Genomic DNA, 1640 nt, shown 5'->3' with positions numbered 1-1640 from the left:
GAAATGGGCTCAGGACACCAAGATCACATGGCACTACATTGCCCCAGGCAAACCGATGCAGAATGGGTACAGCGAGAGCTTGGCTTACGCCGGCCTACGGCTCAACGGCCGGATGCGGGACGAGTTGCTCAATGAAACCCTGTTCACCAGCATGGCTCAAGCGCGGGCCGTCATTGCGGCCTGGGTGGCCGATTATAACATCGTCCGACCGCATTCGGCGCTGGGTTATCAGACACCAGCAGCGCACGCTGCAAAACTCAAAGCAATGGGGCCAGTCTCTCCGCCCGTTCCGGGCTCCGAGCCAGGCCCCATTGCCGATACCGCACCAAACGACGTAACTTTACCCCAGGCTCTACTTTCAGCCGGATGAAAGTTCCAAGGCAGGTCACTTGCGCTTCCTGTGTGGGTCGGTCGCCGTGATTATCATCCAACCGAACCGCGCGTCGGGCGACGGTTCATAAATGAGGCAATAGGCCCAAGCGTGACGACATCGAAATATTTGGCGGAGCTTCAGCGCTCCGACCTTGCGCGCCCGACCACCGTTTCGTTACGGCTGACCCCCGAAGTGCGCGGCCTCGTGGATGCGGCAGCGACGGCCCTTGGCCTTACCCGGCAGGTGTATATAGTCGATAGCGCCCACCGCCGCGCTGTCGATGTCCTGCTGGATCAACGGGTCTTCAACCTGGGTGATAGCGCCGCCGCCGTCATCCATGATGCCCTCACCGGCCCTCTTGAGCCGGCACCGGCGCTGGTTGACCTGCTGCGCGGCTCACCGATGAGCCAGAACCGATGATGCGCTTCAGCCCGCCGGTCCCGATCAGCGCGCAATTGGATGTAGGCGCTTTTTCCTGCGGCGATCCGGCCCTGGACGGTTGGCTGAGAGAGCGCGCCGGTGACGCCGAGACGCGGACCGCCAAAACCTTTGTCCTCCTGACCGACAAGCGCGTCATCGGTTTTTACACCGTCGCCGTCGGCAGCGTCCTTCTCCCGATGATCGACAGCGATCTTCCCAATCCAGTCCCGGCCATGATACTGGGGCTTCTCGCCGTCGACCAAGCCTACCAGCGGCAGGGGCTCGGAGCCGCCCTGCTCTACGATGCCCTGCTCCGGATTCTGAACGTTCGCCGGGGTCTCGATATTCGGCTGGTGGTGGCCTGGCCAATCACCCAGCCCTTACGTCGCTTCTTTACCCACTATGGCTTCGAGACGATCCCAACCCTCCCCCACGCGCATTTCCTGCCGATCGATACACTGATTAAAGCGGCGTCAGGGGGTGCTGAGAATAGGCGCGCGCCCCGAAATACTGGGCTCGATTGAAGGGTGGAGGGTACCGTCAATGCGCGGAACCCTCCCCTCCCTCGCTCCGGAATATTTACTGTGGGGCTATGCCAATTGACGCAACTGATCAAGAACGTCGGGCTGTGTTTTCCCTGCCTCGACGGGAAGTGCTGCTGGATTATAGCCTAAAAGATCCGCTTCAAACTGCGAACGAGACGTCGCCAAAAGATCTTCAACCATTGGCTCCCATCCTGGAACCTTGATAATGAGTTCGGGTTCCCGGTGACGAAAGAGATAACCCCCAGCTTCAGGACGCTTGGGATTGCGCCAACTCAGCGTTGTCGAACTCTTTCATCGACAAG

At 60.2% G+C, this 1640-nt stretch carries 4 protein-coding genes; 3 read left to right on the top strand and 1 reads right to left on the bottom strand.

Annotated elements, in window-relative coordinates; translation table 11 throughout:
• From VZ95_RS15900 to VZ95_RS15890, 3 genes are all read left to right on the top strand, one after another.
• A partial coding sequence (locus tag VZ95_RS15900) for an integrase core domain-containing protein (protein ID WP_045776732.1) occupies positions 1–370 on the top strand: 370 nt, incomplete at its 5' end.
• A 111-nt stretch (positions 371–481) separates the two neighbouring features.
• Positions 482–793: a type II toxin-antitoxin system TacA family antitoxin gene (locus VZ95_RS15895; protein ID WP_045776730.1), complete on the top strand. Its 312-nt coding sequence runs from the start codon at positions 482–484 to the stop codon at positions 791–793.
• Positions 790–1317, top strand: a complete 528-nt coding sequence (locus VZ95_RS15890) for a GNAT family N-acetyltransferase (RefSeq protein ID WP_052711842.1) — start codon at positions 790–792, stop codon at positions 1315–1317. The genes VZ95_RS15895 and VZ95_RS15890 overlap by 4 nt, the downstream gene beginning before the upstream one ends.
• 66 nt (positions 1318–1383) lie before the next feature.
• Here VZ95_RS15890 and VZ95_RS28335 read toward each other — a convergent pair whose 3' ends face one another.
• Complete coding sequence (locus tag VZ95_RS28335) at positions 1384–1518, bottom strand: hypothetical protein (protein ID WP_269747120.1); 135 nt, start codon at positions 1516–1518, stop codon at positions 1384–1386.
• Between the last annotated feature and the right edge of the window lie 122 nt (positions 1519–1640).

Source organism: Elstera litoralis, from assembly GCF_000963705.1.
GTDB lineage: Bacteria > Pseudomonadota > Alphaproteobacteria > Elsterales > Elsteraceae > Elstera > Elstera litoralis.
Note: the sequence above shows the minus strand (reverse complement) of the source record. Positions and strands in the feature narration are given on the sequence as shown.